Raw genomic sequence first — 19,223 nt, 5'->3', positions numbered from 1 at the left:
GACAGCGACCGGATACAATCGGGAGAAGCGAACTGTCCGGTTCCCTGTCAACACAAGGGAATCCGCGAGTTCCCGAGACAACCAGAGGTGACCCGAAAGGGCGTTACGCCTCCCAGAGGTCGCAGATTCAAATCCTGTCCCCGCAACCAAGTCGTGAAAACGCAGATGAGAAGCCGTTTCCTGAACATCCGGAAACGGCTTCTTTCGTTTGGTCATGGTTCTCACAGCCATCGCCTAGGAAGCATCCGGAATCAACCGTAAGGGCCTAAGTTGCGTGCCGCCGACGTTGCATCTGCTCTACTGACTTCCGGCCTGACTCGGGGATGGGGGAGCCTGAGTCGACGGATTCTTAGGCGGCGCCTCGATCTGGTCGGTATTGGGTGCCGACGATTACTGGGGTGTGGACGCCAGCTTGGTTGAGACAATCCATTACCAGCGTGTAAAGGCCGGCATGAAAGGCATCGTCAGGCGCGAGTGCGTCGAGGGACGAGAGGATCGGTGGGTAGACACGCAGTTGGGTTGCCGCCTCTACCTCGGGCCGCGGAAAACCCGTCCGTACGTCGAGCGGGAGAACAGTCAGTTGTTTGGTGTTCTTCTCGACGGCCCACTCGATGGCAACCATAAGCTGGTACTCGCCGGTTCCACGTTGCCGGCCAGCTACCCGAATGAGGCTCGCGAAGGCGAGGGTCAGCATCTCGATGGTGCCAGCGGACATCTGCATCGCGCCTAGCTGTCCGGTGTCGCCTGTGTCGACACGCACGCCCTCGCCCCCCACTGCTACGGCGAGGCTTACGGAGCCGTTGTCGTGCGCCTCGATGGTAGGCGCGCGGTTGCCGGGGAAGGGTGTGTAGTCCGATTTGAGTCGTTTCGCGCCGAGCTCCCGGGAGAGGAACCACCGCCGCAGTCCTCGCTGGGCACCGTTGTAGTTGCTGCCCCACGGGACGTTGAAGGGGTTCAGGTCCCAGTGACTCGCGAAACCCACAGTGGGAAACCGGTCATGCGGAGCCACGTGCTCATCAAGATGGCGTCCCATCTCCGTCCAGGCCTCTTCGCGAAGCGCCTCAGCGTCCCGTTTGTCCAGTCTTCCGTTAGTGGTTGGGATCACCGGACGAGCGACGGCGATGAAGCGCGCGCAATCGTCCGGGTATCCCATAGCGAGGTCCTCGAACATCAGTCGCAGTGACTCTTGAGATTGCTGCCGCTCTTCGAGCCGGGCGCGGTATGCGCTTTCGATCTGGCGTTCGTCCAGCCAGAACGTGTGTGAACCGTTGCGCGTCGGTGCGCCGAGGTAGAAGTTGCCTTTGGCTACCTCACGGGTAACGAAGTGCGGCGAGGTCAGGCTGGCAGGGACTTCGATCGCGAACGCAGGCATGTGAGCCGCAATCTCGTGGACGACGACCCCGGCGACTGGCGGCTGGACTGCGGACCAGGCGAGCTGTCGTACCTGCTGCTCGGTTGGGAACTCAAGCACTGCGAATCGACACGCCGCTCCGGCGTCGCCATCTTCGTGGATGCCGTAGACGATGAGCCCGCCGCCGCTGTTCGCCATCGCGGCAATGTCTTTTGCGACTTCGTCCTTCCACCCGACACCTTGGGCGGGCTGCCGCTTCCAATCAAGGTCACGCGATTCCCGCAGATGTTGCGCCACGGCGGTGTCGAGCATCTCCGGCGTAATCGGTCCAGGAGCGACGCCGAGAGCGCGATGCAGGGGGGTGAATGTCGTCACGCCCACCTCCACCCGTCAGAGCGTCGCGCCGGATGCGGGCACCTTGCGCGCTCGAAGAGGTGGCGACAGTAACTCAGGGGCACGGCTAAGCCTCTCTGTGCAGGCATCGACGATTGCGACCCACGCAGCGCGGGTCGCTGCCACATCCAATATTCAAGTCGCCACCAGCGACATGACTCATGAAACTCGCCGCTCATGTCGTGTTCGACCGCAGTTGAAGTCAAACGTGCGGTATGACTGCACACGGCAGATCAATATCCCGGTTCGGTGTTCTGGCGGGCCGAAGTTCGTCAAATCGGCCCAGGCGACGCAGAACGTGTCTCGATCTACTCGCGCGTGAAGGATTAGCCCGGGAGCGTTTGGGAAGGCTGGGTACCGTACCGGTCGCCGCACGGACCCGAGCCCCTTCCGGGCCGGAAGTCGGTCATGCACGTGGAGGCTTTCGCGGACTGGGACTACGGACGCATCATGCGCCGCGGTGAGTGTGCGTGGAAAGGAGCCAAGGTCATCGACAACGGAAAGCCCTACGCGATCCAAGTCCGAGTCGAGTGGGTGCAGTCACCAAATACACACCGGCAGCGTTCACACGTCGAGACGTACTAGTTTGAGCGCGAAGGCATCGACAAACCTCCGTCGTAGTTCAATGTCTCTTGCCCAGGTCGCAGCGGGCGGCGCGCTGGGTACCTACCCGAGCATGACGACGTCAGACCCATACGATATGAAGGTGGGCTAGGGATTACCCGCTAGGTGGCGAGAGGACGATCATGGCTGCGCTCGGAGAGCACATCACCGCGCTGGTGCGTAGCCACGCTGCGGGTGATGACGCCGCGTTCTACTCAGTGGCGCTTCAGGTCGCGGCGCGTGAGGCCCGCAGCGGTCACCATGCTGTGGCTGAGGACATCAAGAAATCTGTGGACAGCTCCCGAAAGACCACTCCGCGGAGCAATGTCACAAAGCTTGCGAAGCCGCGCGGGGATATCGCGGAGCTTGTGGAGGCCACCCACCCTGCCGTCACCCTACGCGAGCTTGTCGCTCCGCCTGAGCTGACCGCTCAGATCAAGCACATTATCGCCGAACAGCGCCAGCGACGAACGCTGCTTGATCATGGCTTCGCGCCCGCGCATCGGCTGCTCTTGGAAGGGCCGCCGGGGACGGGCAAGACAATGACAGCGAGTGTGCTCGCATCTGAGCTGTCGCTGCCGATGTTCACGATCAGGCTGGACAGCCTGCTCAGCAAATTCATGGGTGAGACCGCGGGCAAGCTTCGAATTGTGTTCGAGGCGGTCGCGGAGCGGCGGGGCGTGTATCTCTTCGATGAATTCGACGCCCTGGGCGGCGACCGCAGCGGTAATGATGTCGGTGAAGCTCGCCGGATCCTTAACTCATTCTTGGTCTTCCTCGAAGAAGCCAGCCCCGAATCGATTGTGATTGCGGCGACAAATCATCGCTCGATTCTCGATCGAGCACTCTTTCGTCGTTTCGATGCCGTACTCACCTACCAACTGCCCGACGCGCGACAGGCGAGCGTGGTGATCCGTGCTCGGCTTGGATCGCTGGGCACTGGACTGAGCTTGGCGAAGCTAGGTGAGCACACGACCGGGCTGAGCCACGCTGACTTGGTGAAGGCCGCGGAGAGTGCAGCGAAGGGTGCCTTGATGCGCGGGAAGAGTGTCGTCAACCGAGCCGACTTGATCGCTGCGCTGTCGGCCCGCCGACAGGCGAGTATTGGCTGATGAGTTGCGGCAACTCGACCATCTCTACATCGTCGAGCGGGCCGCCAACGAAGAGTTCTCCCGCGGAGGTCAGGGCAACGCCAAAGTGCGCCCCGTAGAACATCGAGCCCACGGGCTCCTCATGCGCGGCCAGCTCCAAAAGGCGTTCTCGGAGGTCGACCAGGAACGCCGTGAGGTCAGCGTTAGTGAAGAGGAGCTGCATGCGCTGGGCACGGTGATCGTCCTCGAAGGCGGTGATGCTACTTTTCCCCTCAAAATCGAGTCGCTGGACCGCTTGAGTAGCCACCGCACCACGCCGAAGCTCCCGATGTGGCTCCTTCTGTCCGTCCGACCAGCAACTGACGAAGAACCTGAGCGCGCTACAGTCTGGGTTGCTGATGCTTACCGAACTAAATTTCTACAACTTTTCGAGGACTATCTGGCAAAGTTGTCGACCAGGGCCGCTCAGGAAAAGTGGAGCACACCGGGAGGCAACCCCGCGAACCAGGCCCTGATCGCCAACATCGCGCGGATCCGTCAAGCGGTTCTGCGCGACCTTTGGACCTCTGAAGGTGAACCGCCCACCCTCGGACTGCACTGGTGGGAACTGTGGCTGGACGCCGTCCAGGCGAATCACGAGATCTTCGACGCCTTTGTCGCCACGCACAATCTGCGGACCGTGCAACGCTCGATCTCGCTCCGAGATCGTGTCGTCGTGTGGGTCGAGGCTAGCTGGGACCAACTGCAGGTCTTGCCCTTCACGCGCGTGCCTATTGCAGAAGTGAGAAGGCCCGAGTTCATTGACTCCGTCGAGGATCTCCCCACCCAAGGACAAGATGAGTACGTGGACGATCTGGTCGATCGGGTCGTCGCAGCTGGCGACGATGCACCGGCGGTCACACACCTCGACACTGGAGTCTTCCAAGGGCACCTGCTGCTGCGCGACTCCCTCGATCCTCGTGACGTGCACACCGTTATCGGCACGTCTGGTGCTGACGTCGCGGGGCACGGGACCTCGATGGCCGGTCTGGCCCTCTACGGGAATCTCGATCCGCTGCTCGTGTCCCAAGACCCTGTCCGCTTGGAACACCGGCTCGAATCCGTACGTATGAAGCCCGCACGCGGCGAGCCACTTATCGACCCTCTGGACTTCGGCACAGCCACCGCCGACGCCATTGCCCTCCCGGAGATCACGACAAACCGGCACCGCGTATTCTGCCTGCCCCTGAGCGCCACCCCCGACCGTCCCGGTGAACCCACCCTGTGGTCCGCAACTGTCGACGCCCTCGCGGCCGGAACCGACATCGTTCGGGATGGAAACGACCTGAGATTGCTCTCCACACCCGACCCAGCCTCGTCGCGACTCATCGTCGTGGCGTCCGGGAACGTCAACAGTTACCAACTCGACCATCGGACCGAGTCGGACACCTCGGCCATCGAGGACCCAGGGCAGGCGTGGAACGCCCTCACTGTGTCAGCACACACGGAACTCGCCGAAGCTCCATCAGATCCGGCCTACCGCGGCTGGTCGCCGATGGCGAGTTCAGGTGAGCTCTCCCCCCACAGCCGCACCTCCGTGATGTTCTCGACCAGGCGTTGGCCGATCAAGCCAGATATCTGCATGGAGGGCGGCAACGTCCTGAGCGATGGTGCCGACGGTTTCGAAGACAAGCACCCGTTGCTGTCACTGCGATCGACGGGAACCGCGAATGACCGAGCTCTGACCTCAGCGAACGCGACGAGCGCCGCAGCGGCTCAAGCGTCGCGTCTTGCGGCGCGGACAATGGCCCGATACCCCGGTTATTGGCCGGAGACTGTCCGCGGTCTTCTCACGCATTCGGCGGAGTGGACCACGACGATGCGGAACGAGATCGAGGCGGAGGACGGCAAGACGGCGCGGCTCTCGCTACTACGCCGGTACGGGTGGGGAGTGCCGACTGAGGATTCCGTACTCAACTCATCGTTGCAAGCGGTGACGCTCGTCAGCCAAGACGAGTTCGTGCCGTTCGACGGCAGCGAGTATCGGATGCGACACTTCCGCCTCCATAGCCTGCCATGGCCGAGAGAAGCGCTCGAGGAGGTTGGAGACGACGACGTCCGACTGCGAGTGACGCTCTCATACTTCATCGAACCATCGGCATCGCGCCGCGGTTGGCGCCAACGCTATTCGTATTCGTCGCACGCTCTGCGGTTCGATCTTCAAGGGTCCTTGGAGACCCAGCGCCAGTTCGTCCAGCGCGTCAATCGTGACGCCCAGCGCGTGGAGGAAGGCACTGGCAGCAGTACTTTGGCATCCGACCGCTGGCTTATTGGGCCCAATCAGCGCAATGTCGGCTCCCTGCACCAAGACGAGTGGATCGGAAGCGGCCACGAGTTAGCCGCGACCGGCGCGCTGGCCGTCTATCCCGTCGGCGGCTGGTGGAAAAACAATGGTCGAGCCGACCGTACTTCGTTGCCCGTGAGGTACGCCCTGCTGGTGTCGTTGCGCACGCGCCGCACCAATATTGATCTGTACACTCCGGTGGCCAACGAGATCCGAGTACCAACGCCAATCGACATCGAGTAATCCCCGTCGCGGGCGTCATCATTTACTCACCACATTTACCCGGAAGTACCCAGAACCGACCGGATAGAATCGGAGACAGCGAACCGTCTGGTTCCCTGTAAATAAGAGGGAACCCGCGAGTTCCCGAGACAACCGGTGCGGACCGAAGGTGAGCTTAAGCCTCCCAGAGGTCGTAGGTTCAAATCCTGCCCCCGCAACCAATTTGATGTGTCGAGACATCCTTTCTGGATGTGTCGGGACATGGTTCACGAAATCCTCTCCTTCGGGAGGGGATTTCGTTGTTTCTGGGGTTGGTAGTCGCGGTCGTGGGTCGAGGAAGAAACTTATGCGCTAACGTGACCGTCGATCGCACTGGGGCAAGAAGTGGCAGGGAAGGGCTATCCAGCGGCTTGACGCTCCCGTGCCAAGGCCTCATTACTCACGTTTGGTCGCATGGATTGGTCCTCGTTGACATGCATTCATTAGATGAGCTTGATCGGTTCGCGTTGGATCCGAACGGGGGTTCACGTGACGTATAGATCGGCGAGGCGCAGGCTGAGTTCGCCTCCGCTCGAGGGCGTGCTTGCAGCGATGATCGTGGTGAACGCTGTCTTCGTGTTGGGAGCCTTTGGCCTGACATTCGTATCGGCCGGAGTGTGGATTGCCGTCCTTTTTGGCGCAGCCTTAGAGCTCCTGCTCCTGAACGAGTACAGAGCACAGAAGCGGGCGCGAGCCAACGGGAAGTAGGCGTAACCGGATCAGCGCTCAGGTTGCCTCTCCTGATCTCGGACGGCGATTCGAAAAGGCTCCTGATCCGAGCGAGCCCGCTCGGATCAGCTCGCCGGAGCCAGCCGGCGCCGCCCGCTCGAACGGGTCGTCGGTATGCTGAGCTCGTCTCGGCATCACGCCGGGGTGATCGAGAACATCCGGTGTATCGGGAGGCGGATCATGGCAGTCACAGGCATCGGCGGCATCTTCTTCCGCAGCCGCGATCCCGAGGCCCGCGCAGCCTGGTACCGGCAGCACCTCGGCATCGAAGCGGGGCACGACGGCATCTGGGAGCAACAGGCCGGCATGACGGTCTTCGCCCCGTTCCCCGACGACAGCGACTACTTTCCGGCCGACCAGCCGTTCATGCTCAACCTGCGCGTGAGTGAGCTGGATGCGCTGGCCGAGACGCTGCAGGTCGCGGGCATCGCGGTCGAACGCCGACCGGAATGGGAGACGGCGGAATACGGGCGGTTCGCCCGCATCCACGATCCAGAGGGGCTCCCGATCGAGCTCTGGGAGCCTCCGGCCTGAGAGGCGCCCTCCACTGGGCACCCTACGAGAACGGGTCGATCAACGCGCTGTAGCCGCAGGTGAGGCAGCGGACGGTGATGACCATGATGCCGTCGTCGCCCACGATGACGCCGCCGTCGAGCACGTCTCCGCACTGTGGGCACGGGTCGGGGCTCCGGAAGCGCGGCTCATCCCCGGGGTCGACGTTCATCTCCCCATTCTTGGCCATCCAGCGCCGAGGTTCCTCTCGCCGACGCGGCCGCATCCCGGTGCCTCGGCGCACCGCGAATATGGGTGATCCGACCGATTCCGGGCACCCGGCTCCGGAGGTGTACTTGTCATGCCGGCTGAATCGGCCGGCGACACCGACTCAAGGAGAGATGACATGACGCTCTACATGGATGTTCACAACCTCGACGGTTCCGTCACCGTCGGCGACGTCGCGGCGGCACACGCCGCCGACCTCGCCGTGCAGGAAGACCACGGCGTGCACTACCTGCGCTACTGGGTGGCCGAGGAACAGGGCAAGATCTTCTGCCTGGTCGACGCACCCGACGCGGATGCCGCCAACCGGGTTCACCGGGAGGCGCACGGTCTCGTCGCCGATGCCGTCTACCCGGTGATCGAGGGCGACTGAACCGGCCACCGCGCGGTTGAATAGTCGCATGCTGGTCGAGCGCGACGCTGTGCTCGGTGATCTCGTCGGTCTCGTCGACGAGGCTCTCACCGGGACGGGCGGGCTCGTCTTCGTCGGAGGAGAGGCCGGCGTGGGCAAGTCCGCCCTCGTGCGCGCCCTCGCATCCGCCGTCACCGATCGCGTGCGGGTGCGCACGGGAGGCGTCGACAACGTGACGACCGCGGATGCGCTCTCCGCCTTCCGCGACGCGCTTCCCGAACTGGATGCGCACCTGTCGGTGCACGGCGATCGCGTGGGCGTCTTCCGCTGGCTGCGCTCACAGCTCGCGGAGGAACCCACCCTGCTCGTGCTCGAAGACCTGCACTGGGCGGACGAGGCCACGCTGGACGCGCTGCGCTTCCTCGGCCGGCGACTCGGGGGCACGCCTACCCTCCTCGTCGTCACCTATCGCGACGACGAGGTGAGCCCGCGCCATCCGCTCGCCGCCGTCATGGGCGATCTGGCGGGGCAGCCGGGCGTGCGTCGCATTCTCGTGCCGCCCTTGAGCGTCGCAGGCGTCGCCGCGTTGATCGAGCAGGCGCAGGTGCCACTCGACCCGCTTTCGCTGCACGGACGAACGGCGGGCAACGCGTTCTTCGTCACCGAGGTGCTGGCAGGCGGCCGCAACGAGCTGCCGGCCACCGTTCGGGATGCCGTGCTCGCACGGGCCTCCCGGCTCTCGTCGCCGGCGTCGGACGTGGTGGCCGCGGCCGCAATCCTGGGCACGGAGGGGAGCCTCGACCTGCTCGCGGCCGTCGCCGGGCAGGCGGTGACCGCGGTGCAGGAACCGCTCGACGTCGGGATCCTGGTGGAGCACGGTGACGGGTCCGTCGGATTCCGCCACGAGCTCGGCCGGGAGTCGATCGAGCTGGGGCTCTCCGCCATCCGCCGCCGCCAGTTGCACCGGCGGGCGCTGCACGAGTTGTCGCGACGCATGCCCGAAGATCATCGCCGGCTCGCGCACCACGCGGCCGGGTGCGGCGACGAGGCGGCCGCCCTCGCCCAGGCGACTCTCGCCGCCCGGCAGGCGGCACGCCTCGGCGCCCATCGGGAGGCGGCCGCGCAATTGCGTGTCGCCCTCCACTTCGGCGGGAGTGGCCCCGACCGCGCCGCGCTGTTCGAGGCGCTCTCGTACGAGTGCTATCTCACCGACCAGCTTCCCGAGGCGATCGCGGCCCGGCGCCAGGCGCTCGAGGCGCACCAGGTTGCGCAGCGGATGCGCGAGACCGGCGACGCCGAACGCTGGCTCTCGCGGCTCTCGTGGTTCCTGGGCAGGGGCGATGACGCCGAACGGTACGCCGCCCGCGCCGTCGCAACGCTCGAACCGCTCGGCGACAGTCACGAGCTCGCGATGGCCCTGAGCAACATGGCGCAGGTCCGCATGCTCGCGAAGGACGATGACGAGGCGATCGCGTGGGGCGAGCGAGCATTGGCGCTGGCCCACCGCCTGGGCGATGCGGAGGTGGAAGCCCACGCGCTCAACAACATCGGTACGGCGCAGCTCAGCAGCGGTCGTGAGGAAGAGGGCGCGGGCAATCTCGGGCGGAGCCTGCGGCTCTCGCTCGACTCCGACCTGCACGAGCATGCGGCGCGGGCCTATACGAACCTCGGAACGATGTCGGTCGAGCAGCGACGGCTGCACGAGGCGCTGCGGATTCTCGAAGAGGGCGTCGCCTACTGCACCGAGCGCGACCTGGATTCGTGGTCGCGCTACATGATGGCGTGGCAGGCCGATGCGCTGCAGCAGCTCGGGCGGTGGGAGGAGGCGACCGCCACAGGTCGCGCCGTTCTCGCGACTCGTGACCTCGCGCCCATCTCGGCGATCCCGGCCGCCGCATCCGTCGCGCGCATCGAGGCGCGCCGTGGGCTGGACGCGTCCGATCACCTCACGATCGCCCTGTCGCTGGCAGAGCGCACGGGCGAGCTGCAGCGCATCGCACCCGCCGCCTGCGCCGCCGCTGAAATCGCCTGGCTCGCCGGTCGCGACGGCGACATCGGTTCCCTCACGGATGAGGCGTGGGCATCCGCCCTCCGACACGATGATCCGTGGGCGGTGGGGGAGTTGGCCTGGTGGCGCACGATCGGCGGTGACTCGACCGTGCAGGCTGATGGATGCGCGAAGCCGTTCGCGCTCATGGTCGGCGGCTCCTGGAAGCAGGCCGCCGAGGCGTGGGATGCGGTCGGCGCGCCCCTGTGGGCTGCCTACGCCTGTGCGTTCGACGCCGACGTCGAGGTCGCGCAGTCCGCCGTCCGGGCGCTCGAAGCGCTCGGGGCGACGGCCGCCGTCGAGGCCATGCTGCGCACGCGTCGCGATCGCGGGCTGCCGCTTCCGCGGCGGCCTCGTGGCGCCAGCCGCACCAACCCGGCCCAGCTCACCGCGCGGGAACTCGACGTGCTCGGGCTTCTGGCCGAGGGCCTTTCGACGGCCGACATCGCCGACCGTCTTGTGCTCTCCCCGCGCACGGTCGAGCACCACATCGCCGCGGTGCTGCGCAAGCTCGATGCACCGACGCGGGGACGCGCGGTCGCGGCGGCTCGCCGGACCGGCGTGCTGACCGGCGGCTGAGCTCACTCGTCCGCCACCTTGAGGGATCCGGGTGGCGCGCCGCGGAATGCCACCCCGCGCGGCGCGGCGGATTACGTCTGTGGCGCGGCGGCACTCTGCATAGAGTGGTGGTGATGTGGTGCCATGGCTGAGTCGCCCTACCGAGTTCTCGTCATCGAAGATGACGACGATGTTGCCCTGTACACGCAGACCATCCTGACCAGGCGTGGCGCGTGCGAGGTTCGCGTGCTGCCGAGCGGCGTCGGTGCGATGGAGGCGATCGTTCAGTTCGCGCCGGATGTCATCGTCACCGACGTCGAGCTGCCGGGTGCCAGCGGGCTCGACATCCTCGACTGGGCCCGGCGCAGGGATGGCGCGCTGCCGGTGATCGTCATGACGGCGCACGCATCCGTCGACTATGCGGTGCGGGCGCTCCGCGAGCGCGCCAACGAATTCCTCACCAAGCCGGTGCCGTCGGCCGTCCTCGTAGACACCGTGCACCGGCTCGCTGCCGAGTTCCGAGCCGCCGTGGCCCGGAGACAGAGGCGAACCGTACTCGCGATCGGTGCCCATCCCGACGACGTCGAGATCGGTGTGGGCGGCAGTCTCGCTGCGCATGCGGCAGCGGGCGACCCCGTGGTCATCCTGACGCTCTCGCGTGGTGCGCGGGGCGGGGCGGTCGATGACCGCCAAGGGGAGTCGCTCGCGGCGGCGGAACTCATCGGCGCGCGCCTCTTCCTCGAAGACCTCGAGGACACCCGCATCCCGAACGCCGACCCGACGGTCGGCATCATCGAGCGGGTGGTCGCTGAGGTCTCGCCGGCCATCGTCTACACCCACAGCCGCAACGACCGCCATCAGGATCATCGAGCGGTGCACGAGGCCTCGCTCATAGCGACCCGCAACGTCGCGACCGTCGCGTGCTACCAGAGCCCCTCGTCGACCGTCGACTTCCGTCCGAGCCGGTTCGTGAGCATCGAGGGCTTCACCGACACCAAGCTGGCCCTGCTGAAGTGCTTCGCCTCGCAGTGGGGCATCCGGAACTACCTCGAACCCGATTTCGTGCTCGCCACCGCGCGATACTGGTCGCGCTTCGGCACCGGCACCCTCAGCGAGCCGCTCGAGATCGTGCGCGACAGTTCGGGTGTGGGGGCGCCGGTTTCGGATGCCGTGGGCCAGTCCCGCATCACGAGCGTCGGGCAGGAACTGTGAACGCGCAGCGGGCGCGCGGCCGGCGGATCGAGGCCGGGAGAGATCGAACCAGTGACGGGAGACGACAGGGTGGCTGACACGCACAAGGTACTGGTGACCGGAGCCGGAGGCCCGGCGGGGGTGGCGGTCATCCGCTCGTTGCTGCGCCGAGAGGATCTCGACGTGTTCGCCGCCGACATGGACGGCTGGGCGAGCGGCCTCTATCTCGTCGCAGCCGAACGGCGACGCATCATCCCGGCCGGGCGTGCGCCCGAGTTCGTCGACGCGGTCATCGACCTGGTCGCGACCGATGGCATCGACGTCGTCGTCTCGACGGTGGATGCCGAGCTGCCGCCGCTCGCGCGACGACGGGACGAGCTCGGAGCGGTGCTCGCCGCGGCCAGCGGGGAAGCGCTCGAGACCGCCCTCGACAAGTGGCGCCTCGTGCAGGCCTGCGCTCCGCACGCCCGGGTTCCCCACACGGAACTGCTGACGCCGGGCGGAATCGCGCACGACTGGACCTTCCCCGTCATCGTCAAGCCGCGCAGTGGCGCCGGCTCGCGCGGGGTGCACCTCGTGCACACGCGTGCCGAACTGGAAGCCGCGGCGCCCGACGAGACGCAGATCATCCAGGAGAACCTGCCCGGCGAGGAGTTCTCGGTCGACGTGATCGTGGCATCCGATGGGCACGTGGTCGCCGCCGTACCGCGGCTGCGCGCCCGCGTCGACTCGGGGGTCGCCGTTGCCGGTCGCACGGTGCACCGCGAGGAACTCGAAGCCGCGGCGGCCGCCTGCGCTCGCGCGGCGGGCATCGTGGGCGTGGCCAACGTGCAGCTGCGCTACAGCATCGACGGCGAGCCCGCCCTGCTCGAGATCAACCCGCGATTCTCGGGGGCGATGCCGTTGACCATCGCGTCAGGCGTCGACATGCCCTCCCTCGCGGTCGACGTGGCGCTCGGCCGTGAGATTCCCCGCGAGGTGCCCTTCGCCGAGGTGGCCAACGTGCGCTACCTCGAAGACGTCTTCCTGCCCGTCGACGAGGTGTTGGAGACGCCGTGAACACCGAGCGGGAGCGGGCGGGGGAGGCCCTGCCGGGCGGGCACGCTGAGCTGCGCGGCGACTGGCACGTGCACTCGCAGTTCTCGGACGATGCCGTGAGCACGCTGGCCGAGAACATCCGTGCAGCCCATGATGCCGGCCTGCATGAACTGCGCCTGATCGACCACGTGCGGGTAGCCACGCGCTGGGTGCCGGAGTTCGTCGCTGCCGTCGCGGCGGAGCGGGTGCCCGACGGCCTCGTCATCCACACGGGGGTCGAGGCGAAGATCCTGGATGCTGCGGGAACCCTCGACGTGCCCGAGGACCTCGTCGTGGGGCCGGGCGGCGTGGAGGCGATCGTGATCGCCGACCACCAGTTCCCGGGGCCGGACGGGCCGTGGACGCCGGACCGCGCGCGGGCCGAGCTCGCGGCCGGGCTGACGCCTTCCGCCGCGGCCGAGATGCTCGTGGAGGCCATGATCGGCGCGATGCATCGAGCGCCGGCGGCACAACTGGCGCATCCCTTCTCCATCCTGCCGAAGATGGGGCTGCACGAAGACGACCTCAGCGACGACCTGCTCGCCCGCTGGGCGGGGGAGGCCGCGAGCACCGGCACCCTCATCGAGGTGAACGAGAAGTGGGCGTGCCCCGGTGCGCGCGTCGTTCTCGCAGCCCGGGCCGCCGGCGCACGGGTCGTCGCGTCCACCGACAGCCACGTCTCGACCGACGTCGGCCGCTACCGGCGCGTCGTCGAGATCCTCGATGCTGCGGCCGAGGGCCGAGGTTCACCGTGAGCGCCGAGGCGTGGGGCGGCGTGCAGTGGGGTGTGGCCGGGGTACTGGTCTTCCTGGTGCTCCTGGGGATCGTTCCCGTGCTGACGATGGCGTACCAGTTCCTGCTCGTGCCGTTCCATGCGGTGCGCAACCACTACCGCGACGCCGCACCGTATCTGCCGAACGTGGCCGTGATCGTGCCCGCGTGGAACGAGGGCGCGGTCATCGGAGCCTCCATCGATCGCCTCATGGGCCTGGAGTACCCCGATGGTGCGTTGCGCATCTACGTCGTCGACGACGCCTCGACCGATGACACCCCCGACGTCGTGCGAGCCAAGGCCGTGCAGTACCCCGGAGCTGTCTTCCACCTGAGAAGGGAGCGCGGGGGCGAGGGCAAGGCGCACACCCTGAACCACGGCATCCGTCACGTGCTGCAGGACGACTGGATGCAGGCCCTGCTCATCATGGATGCCGACGTGATCTACCTGCCCGACTCGCTGCGCCGCATGACGCGGCACCTCGCGGACGAACGGGTCGGCGCGGTGACGGCGTACATCGCCGAGGGAAGCCGTGACAAGAACTACCTCAGCCGGTTCGTCGCCTTCGAGTACGTGCTCTCCCAGATGGGCAGCCGGCGTGCGCAGAACGTGCTCGGGGCGCTGGCCTGCCTGGCCGGCGGTGCGCAGCTGCACTCGCGCACGAACCTCGAGGCGATCGGCGGAGCCATCGACACGAGCTCGCTCGCCGAAGACACGGTCACCACCTTCAAGACCCAGCTCGCCGGGCGTCGCGTCGTCTTCGAGCCCTACGCCGTCGTGCTGGCCGAGGAACCCCACAAGATCGGCGCGCTCTGGAAGCAACGCCTGCGCTGGGCCCGCGGCAACGTGCAGCTGACCGCCCGGTATCGGCACCTCTGGTTCCGACCGTCCAAGGAGCACCGTCTCGGCAGCACCTCGTTCGGCTTGTTCTGGTTCAGCACCTTTCTGCTGCCCGTCATCATGGTCGTGTCCACGGCCGGCCTGATCGGTTTGTTCCTGCTGAACTCGCCGCTCTCGCTGCTGGTGTTCCGGGTGCTCTGGATCACCGCCACCTGCACCTACGTGTATACGATCCTGCTCGCGGTGCAGTTGGATCCAGCCACCGGCCGATCGAGTTGGCGTGAGGCCGTCCTCTTTCCGGGGCTGCTGTCGATCTTCGTGATGTTCACCGCGTTGTTCCCGGGCCTCGTCGAGCGCGTCATCCCGAGTTGGTTCGGACTCAAGTTCACCGAGCAGGGCCTGGTCGCGTTCACGCTGGCGACCTACGGCTGGATCTCGGTCTCCATGCTCGCCGCCTGGGCGGCCAAGCGCATCGACGACACGAAGGCCGGTCGCTTCCTGAGCCCGCTCCTGGTCTACCTCGTGGGCTACGGGCCGCTGCTGTGCGCGATCACGGTGGACTCGTACATCAAGGAGGCCCGCGGGGCCGCGATGGTCTGGGACAAGACCGAGAAGACCGGACGGGTGATGGGATGAGCGAGTTGAATCGTGACAGCCTGCAGGCGGAGATCGACGATAATCGGAGGTCGGAGTGGCGGCTGGTGCCGCAGGCGCTGCTCGCATTGGCGATCGTCGTCGTGCTCGTCATCGTGAGGCAGGTGTTCTTCCTGTGACCCAGGTATCCCGTGCGTTGGTGCTCGTCATCGACGACAGCGACGATCAGCGCGCGCTGCTCCGCACGCAGTTCGAGCGCGCCGGCTGCGAGGTGATCGCCGCAGAGAGTGGAGCGGCCGCCGAGGACGCGCTTGCGGGGCGCTCGCCGCAGATCATCGTGATCGACCTGCTCATGCCGCCGCCCGACGGCTGGGCAGTCGCCGAGCGGATGCGACTGCGTGCCCCAGAGGCCGCCCTCGTGATCACCTCGGTGCTCGACACGCACGACTACCCGCAGGCCGACGCGGTTCTGCCGAAGCCCTTCACGGGGGAACAGGTACGCCGGATCGTCGCAGACCTGAGTACTCAAGGAGCTCGATGACCGTGGCCCCGCTGCGCGCCCTGATCGCCGACGACGACGCCGACCTCCGCGTGCTGCTCGAGATCGCGGCGCGGCGCGCGGGCTTCGAGGTCGCGGCATCCGTTTCGAATGGTCGGCAGGCCCTCGATGCCATCCTCACCGGGGAGATCGAGGTCGCACTGCTCGACGTCTCGATGCCGGAGCTGACCGGGCTCGAAGTGATGAAGCAGGCCCGCGCCGCGGGGCAGCATCCGCGCGTCGTGATCGTGTCGGCCAGCGTGGACGCGGCGGCGCTCGACGCCGGCATCGCGGCCGGGGCCGACGAGTACATCGTGAAGCCGTTCAGCCCGAGACAACTCGGCCAGCGACTCGCCGAACTCGCCGATGGCTGGGCCCGTCAGGACGCACCGTGAGCGCCGTGACCTGGTTGCAGAGCCTGTCGGTCAGCTCGCGCAACTACTTCCTACGGGAGTTGCCCTCGTTCATCGGCCTTCTCGCGGCACTGCTCGCCATCACCCTCATCCCGAACCTCCAGATCACGGATGCGCTCTGGGCCGGCATCGGAATCGCGTGCGTGGCCGCGACCACGGCCCTCTCGTTGCTGCCCCAGACGCGGGTTCCGTCGGAGTGGGTCTTCCTGCTGCCCCTGCTCACCCTGGTGGGCTTCGGCTTCTTCCGCGTGGGAACCGGCGGCGCCGCCTCGATGTTCGGCGCGCTCATCATCCTTCCGGTCATCTGGATCGCCTCGCTCGAGGGTCGACGCCACATCGCTATCGCGGCAATCGCGACGAGCGTCGTGCTGTTCTTCCCGTATCTCTGCGGTACGGCCGCGTGGGACGACGGCCAGGTTTTGCGCGGCTTCTTCGCGCCCCTGGTCTACCTGGCGGTCGCGGGCATCGTGAACGATCTGGCACACCGGGCACGGGTGCAACTGGCGGCCGCACACGAGCTCTCCGAGGAGCGTGCCGAGCGGTTGCTCGAGGCCGAACGCAATGGAGCGCTCCTCGAAGAGGCCGCAGTGACGCTGCGCCAGGCCGAGGCGTTCAACCGCAGCGTGTGGGATGCCGTCGTCTTCGAGGCCGTGATCGTCACCGATCTGCGCGGCCTCATCATCGCGTGGAACCCGGGAGCCGAGCGTATGCTGGGCGTCTCAGCAGCCGACGCGGAGGACAAGAAGTACATCACCGACTTCCTCGATTCCGAGATGCTGCGCAGCCGTGCCGCCAGCTTCAAGGCGGGCGTGGATCCGGTCACCGATCACGAGGAGTTCGCCGGGCTCGTCGCAGCCGCCCAGCGCACGTGGGGCTCGAACGCGGAGTGGTCGCTCGTTCGCGCGGATGGAGATCGAGTGCCGGTTCAGCTCTCGGGCTCGGAACGGCTCGACGAGACCGGCGAGCACGTCGGCTTCATCTTCGTCGGAACCGACGTCACCCAGGCGCACGAGGTGGCACGCCTGAAGGACGAGTTCGTCGGCATGATCTCGCACGAGCTGCGCACGCCGCTCAGTTCGATCCTCGGATACCTCGAGCTCATCCGCGACGACGATGAAGCGCCGTTGACGGCGGAGCAACTGCAATACCTCGGTGTCGCGGAGCGCAATGCGAACCGCCTCCTCTCGCTCGTCGGCGACCTGCTGTTCACGGCGCAGGTCGAATCGGGCAAGTTCCCCCTCGAACGACGTGAGGTCGACCTGCGTGCCATCGTCGAGGCCTCGTTGGAGTCGGCCACGCCGGGCGCTAAAGGCCGGGGGGTCACCCTCGCCGCCGACCTCCCGCCGTCGGAACTCGTGGTGTATGGCGATGCGATGCGGCTCGGCCAGGCCTGCGACAACCTCCTGTCGAACGCGGTGAAGTTCACCCCGTCGGGCGGAACCGTGCGGGTGAGTCTCGATGAGTCGGGGGAGCGGGCGCGCATCCGTTTCGACGACACCGGCATGGGCATCCCGGCCGCCGAGGTCGACCGCCTGTTCACGCGGTTCTTCCGGTCGTCGACGGCGACCCGTCAGGCGGTGCAGGGAGTCGGACTCGGGCTCAGCATCACTAAGGCCATCGTGATCGCACACGGCGGCACGCTCGACGTTGAGAGCACCGAGGGCGAGGGCACCTGCTTCACGATGAGCATTCCACGCAGGCACAGGGGCTGAGAGAGATGTTCCCGACGCTACAGGACATCGGCCTGGCCCGGCGCATCACCGAGATCGCCGCCGAGTTCCGACTCGTCGCCGATCCGTCCTCCGTGAGCCACATCGAGCTCGGCCTCGACACGGCGCGGTCGGCGAGCATCGCCCCCGTCTGGGCGGCGCTCCTGACCGGGAACGCTGAGAGTCAGGGACGCGGCTCGCCGAGTGATGAGATCAGGGACGCCTCGGGCCGGGTGCCGAATCTCTGGTTCGGCGATGCCGCTGAACCGGTGCCGGCAGGGCAGCGCTTTCACATCGAGGTCTACGTGGCGCGCGAAGCAGCCGAGGCGCGCATCAGCGCCGCCGTGGCTGCGGGCGAAAGTATTGCCGATGAGAGCGACGCTCCGGCGCTTACCGTGATCGCCGACCAGGATGGTAATCAGGGGGTCATCTGCGTCGACGTCTACGCCACCGGCCGGCACTAGCCCGGTCTCGCGTCGATTCCGGTAGGCCGGGAGCATGCCCGAGTCACGCATCTCTTCAGCGTTCAGTTCGCAGCCCGGAGAAGCCCCCCAGGCGGGCGCGAGTTTGATTCCGGACGCGGTCGGGCTACGTTCCGCTTCGCGACCACTGCCCCCTGAGGCGACCGGCAGAAGCATGCGCCAGAAGGGAAAGCCTCTTCGGGGCGAATCGCGTCGTCCGGTCGACGACACCCAACACACCAACCGTCGCATGCCGATGATCTGTTATCGGGACGGCGATGCAGGACCATCCACGCCACACGCCACCGTGTTCGATGAGCTCGCGGTCCTGGCGTGCCCGGTGAAGGATGGTGAGAACGCGCTGCGGATTGGTCTCGGTGTTCGGCGTTAGTCGAGGTATTCCGCGACGGAGCAGATTCTCGACTCGGTCGGGATGATCGGCTAGACCCACGTGGCCGAGGGCTGATGCCATGATCGAGGCGTCCGTGGGATCGTGTCGCCAGTCATCCGAGTACCTATTCCGAACAGCGGATGTGTCGTAAATGGACCCAACGACGGTCCAGTCCGGGAAGTTCCGCACGTCGACAGCCCATACCGCAGCTCCGGACAGCTTGTGCAGTTCGACGAGCTCAGGAACTGTGTTCGCCCGGAGCGACCATTGCCGTGCGGCTTGATCACCTCGAGCAACCAGACCCACCCCGCCTTGGTATCCCGCAGCAGTCCTGGCCAAGAGACCCTTGCTTGTCAGGTTCTCGGCGATACGCCACACTGTCGATTTGGGAAGTCCGGTAGCTGCGGATAGGGCAGCCAATGAGACCGGATCGGACGACTCCAAGCAGCAGTCCAGGGTCAATACAACCCGCGCAACCATGCTGCGATCGTCCGCCATCTCCCGGCCTTCCACCACTGTCGCGACGATGAGCGCCGAAGCTCGCCCAAACTCTCCGACGTGATATCTGAACCCGTTTCATTCACTGAAACGGGAGTCACCACACCTAGAGCACGGGTGCATAAAGTGTCGCGCAATGCTCGACTGCGCGCCACCATCTCACATTTTCCGCAGGCGATCGCTCGCCTAGATGTACTCGGCCATCAGGTTGGTGACAGTCGACTGATGGGTGGTTTGCCGCCGAGGGCGCTGTG

18 protein-coding genes are annotated in these 19,223 nt (G+C 66.4%); 15 read left to right on the top strand and 3 right to left on the bottom strand.

Annotation, left to right across the window (positions count from 1 at the left end):
* Positions 1-349: 349 nt before the first annotated feature.
* Entirely contained in the window at positions 350-1,726 is a 1,377-nt protein-coding gene (locus tag WDJ51_RS14010; protein ID WP_337853093.1) for an AlbA family DNA-binding domain-containing protein, read from the bottom strand.
* Between the two features lie 764 nt (positions 1,727-2,490).
* On the opposite strand from WDJ51_RS14010, the gene WDJ51_RS14005 reads away from it, so the two are divergent.
* The 3 genes from WDJ51_RS14005 (at position 2,491) to WDJ51_RS13995 (ending at position 7,285) form a co-directional block, all read left to right on the top strand.
* Positions 2,491-3,459: an AAA family ATPase gene (locus WDJ51_RS14005; protein ID WP_337853092.1), complete on the top strand. Its 969-nt coding sequence runs from the start codon at positions 2,491-2,493 to the stop codon at positions 3,457-3,459.
* On the top strand, positions 3,452-6,004 hold the full coding sequence (locus WDJ51_RS14000; protein WP_337853091.1) for a S8 family peptidase: 2,553 nt from the start codon (positions 3,452-3,454) through the stop codon (positions 6,002-6,004). Before WDJ51_RS14005 ends, WDJ51_RS14000 begins: the two co-directional genes overlap by 8 nt.
* Positions 6,005-6,931: 927 nt before the next feature.
* A complete protein-coding gene (locus WDJ51_RS13995; protein WP_337853090.1) occupies positions 6,932-7,285 on the top strand; it encodes a VOC family protein in 354 nt (117 codons plus the stop codon).
* 22 nt (positions 7,286-7,307) lie between these two features.
* On the opposite strand, the gene WDJ51_RS13990 is transcribed toward WDJ51_RS13995, so the two are convergent.
* Complete coding sequence (locus WDJ51_RS13990; RefSeq protein WP_337853089.1) at positions 7,308-7,475, bottom strand: hypothetical protein; 168 nt, start codon at positions 7,473-7,475, stop codon at positions 7,308-7,310.
* Positions 7,476-7,649: 174 nt separating this feature from the next.
* Between WDJ51_RS13990 and WDJ51_RS13985 the strand changes: the two genes are divergently transcribed.
* The 11 genes from WDJ51_RS13985 (at position 7,650) to WDJ51_RS13935 (ending at position 18,083) form a co-directional block, all read left to right on the top strand.
* Positions 7,650-7,901 carry a DUF4242 domain-containing protein gene (locus WDJ51_RS13985; protein WP_337853088.1) on the top strand — a complete coding sequence of 84 codons (252 nt, stop codon included), beginning with the start codon at positions 7,650-7,652 and terminating at the stop codon, positions 7,899-7,901.
* A gap of 28 nt (positions 7,902-7,929) precedes the next feature.
* Positions 7,930-10,506, top strand: a complete 2,577-nt coding sequence (locus WDJ51_RS13980) for an ATP-binding protein (RefSeq protein ID WP_337853087.1) — start codon at positions 7,930-7,932, stop codon at positions 10,504-10,506.
* A 123-nt stretch (positions 10,507-10,629) separates the two neighbouring features.
* Positions 10,630-11,697, top strand: a complete 1,068-nt coding sequence (locus WDJ51_RS13975) for a response regulator (RefSeq protein ID WP_337853086.1) — start codon at positions 10,630-10,632, stop codon at positions 11,695-11,697.
* A gap of 69 nt (positions 11,698-11,766) precedes the next feature.
* Complete coding sequence (locus WDJ51_RS13970) at positions 11,767-12,735, top strand: ATP-grasp domain-containing protein (RefSeq protein WP_337853085.1); 969 nt, start codon at positions 11,767-11,769, stop codon at positions 12,733-12,735.
* Positions 12,732-13,508: a PHP domain-containing protein gene (locus WDJ51_RS13965; RefSeq protein ID WP_337853084.1), complete on the top strand. Its 777-nt coding sequence runs from the start codon at positions 12,732-12,734 to the stop codon at positions 13,506-13,508. The genes WDJ51_RS13970 and WDJ51_RS13965 overlap by 4 nt, the downstream gene beginning before the upstream one ends.
* Positions 13,505-15,001, top strand: a complete 1,497-nt coding sequence (locus WDJ51_RS13960) for a glycosyltransferase (RefSeq protein ID WP_337853083.1) — start codon at positions 13,505-13,507, stop codon at positions 14,999-15,001. The genes WDJ51_RS13965 and WDJ51_RS13960 overlap by 4 nt, the downstream gene beginning before the upstream one ends.
* Positions 14,998-15,138 (top strand): hypothetical protein, encoded by a 141-nt coding sequence (locus tag WDJ51_RS13955; protein ID WP_337853082.1) that lies wholly within the window; start codon positions 14,998-15,000, stop codon positions 15,136-15,138. The genes WDJ51_RS13960 and WDJ51_RS13955 overlap by 4 nt, the downstream gene beginning before the upstream one ends.
* Positions 15,135-15,500, top strand: a complete 366-nt coding sequence (locus tag WDJ51_RS13950; RefSeq protein ID WP_337853081.1) for a response regulator — start codon at positions 15,135-15,137, stop codon at positions 15,498-15,500. The genes WDJ51_RS13955 and WDJ51_RS13950 overlap by 4 nt, the downstream gene beginning before the upstream one ends.
* A complete protein-coding gene (locus WDJ51_RS13945) occupies positions 15,497-15,892 on the top strand; it encodes a response regulator (protein WP_337853080.1) in 396 nt (131 codons plus the stop codon). Before WDJ51_RS13950 ends, WDJ51_RS13945 begins: the two co-directional genes overlap by 4 nt.
* A 5-nt stretch (positions 15,893-15,897) precedes the next feature.
* Positions 15,898-17,622: an ATP-binding protein gene (locus WDJ51_RS13940; protein ID WP_337853079.1), complete on the top strand. Its 1,725-nt coding sequence runs from the start codon at positions 15,898-15,900 to the stop codon at positions 17,620-17,622.
* Positions 17,623-17,627: 5 nt separating this feature from the next.
* On the top strand, positions 17,628-18,083 hold the full coding sequence (locus WDJ51_RS13935) for a VOC family protein (RefSeq protein WP_337853078.1): 456 nt from the start codon (positions 17,628-17,630) through the stop codon (positions 18,081-18,083).
* A 124-nt stretch (positions 18,084-18,207) separates the two neighbouring features.
* On the opposite strand, the gene WDJ51_RS15530 is transcribed toward WDJ51_RS13935, so the two are convergent.
* Positions 18,208-18,951 (bottom strand): IclR family transcriptional regulator domain-containing protein, encoded by a 744-nt coding sequence (locus tag WDJ51_RS15530; protein WP_443218503.1) that lies wholly within the window; start codon positions 18,949-18,951, stop codon positions 18,208-18,210.
* Positions 18,952-19,029: 78 nt separating this feature from the next.
* On the opposite strand from WDJ51_RS15530, the gene WDJ51_RS13930 reads away from it, so the two are divergent.
* The coding region (locus WDJ51_RS13930; RefSeq protein ID WP_337853077.1) for a hypothetical protein at positions 19,030-19,223 on the top strand (194 nt) is incomplete at its 3' end.

This window comes from Rathayibacter sp. YIM 133350 (assembly GCF_037404875.1).
In the GTDB taxonomy this organism is placed as follows: Bacteria; Actinomycetota; Actinomycetes; order Actinomycetales; family Microbacteriaceae; genus Orlajensenia.
The sequence above is the reverse complement of the archived record's forward strand: the minus strand, read 5'-3'. Positions and strand labels throughout refer to the sequence as shown.

What these genes read in the sequence shown, in the direction of transcription:
- WDJ51_RS13955 (WP_337853082.1), top strand. Translation starts at nt 14,998, where the DNA reads ATGAGCGAGTTGAATCGTGACAGCCTGCAGGCGGAGATCGACGATAAT.
- WDJ51_RS13980 (WP_337853087.1), top strand. Translation starts at nt 7,930, where the DNA reads ATGCTGGTCGAGCGCGACGCTGTGCTCGGTGATCTCGTCGGTCTCGTC.
- WDJ51_RS15530 (WP_443218503.1), bottom strand. Translation starts at nt 18,951, where the DNA reads ATGGTTGCGCGGGTTGTATTGACCCTGGACTGCTGCTTGGAGTCGTCC.
- WDJ51_RS13975 (WP_337853086.1), top strand. Translation starts at nt 10,630, where the DNA reads ATGGCTGAGTCGCCCTACCGAGTTCTCGTCATCGAAGATGACGACGAT.
- WDJ51_RS14005 (WP_337853092.1), top strand. Translation starts at nt 2,491, where the DNA reads ATGGCTGCGCTCGGAGAGCACATCACCGCGCTGGTGCGTAGCCACGCT.
- WDJ51_RS13945 (WP_337853080.1), top strand. Translation starts at nt 15,497, where the DNA reads ATGACCGTGGCCCCGCTGCGCGCCCTGATCGCCGACGACGACGCCGAC.
- WDJ51_RS13935 (WP_337853078.1), top strand. Translation starts at nt 17,628, where the DNA reads ATGTTCCCGACGCTACAGGACATCGGCCTGGCCCGGCGCATCACCGAG.
- WDJ51_RS13990 (WP_337853089.1), bottom strand. Translation starts at nt 7,475, where the DNA reads ATGAACGTCGACCCCGGGGATGAGCCGCGCTTCCGGAGCCCCGACCCG.
- WDJ51_RS13985 (WP_337853088.1), top strand. Translation starts at nt 7,650, where the DNA reads ATGACGCTCTACATGGATGTTCACAACCTCGACGGTTCCGTCACCGTC.
- WDJ51_RS13995 (WP_337853090.1), top strand. Translation starts at nt 6,932, where the DNA reads ATGGCAGTCACAGGCATCGGCGGCATCTTCTTCCGCAGCCGCGATCCC.